This window comes from Sphingobacterium lactis (assembly GCF_051951495.1).
Classification (GTDB): Bacteria; Bacteroidota; Bacteroidia; order Sphingobacteriales; family Sphingobacteriaceae; genus Sphingobacterium; species Sphingobacterium lactis_A.
Genome location: NZ_JBNHAS010000027.1, coordinates 1 through 255, shown reverse-complemented (window position 1 = coordinate 255; position 255 = coordinate 1). Strand labels below are relative to the sequence as shown.

The following is a 255-nucleotide window of genomic DNA, read 5'->3' as shown; positions in this document are numbered from 1 at the left end:
GAGTAGTCTTTTGACGAAAGCTGAAGAATGAGATTTTTTTAAGTCAATTCAAATCAGATCCGGAACGGCGACAGATATTAAATAATTAATAGATACGTTTCCGTTTATTTATAAATGGTCACGATCTGACACTTCATTCTACAATGGAGAGTTTGATCCTGGCTCAGGATGAACGCTAGCGGCAGGCCTAATACATGCAAGTCGGACGGGATCCAGTGGTAGCTTGCTACCATCTGGTGAGAGTGGCGCACGGGT

The 255-nt window shown here is 43.1% G+C and carries 1 rRNA gene; it reads left to right on the top strand.

Annotated features, from left to right (window positions below):
* Positions 1-140 precede the first annotated feature (140 nt).
* A 16S ribosomal RNA gene (locus ACP6L2_RS18205) occupies positions 141-255 on the top strand; the annotation flags it as partial.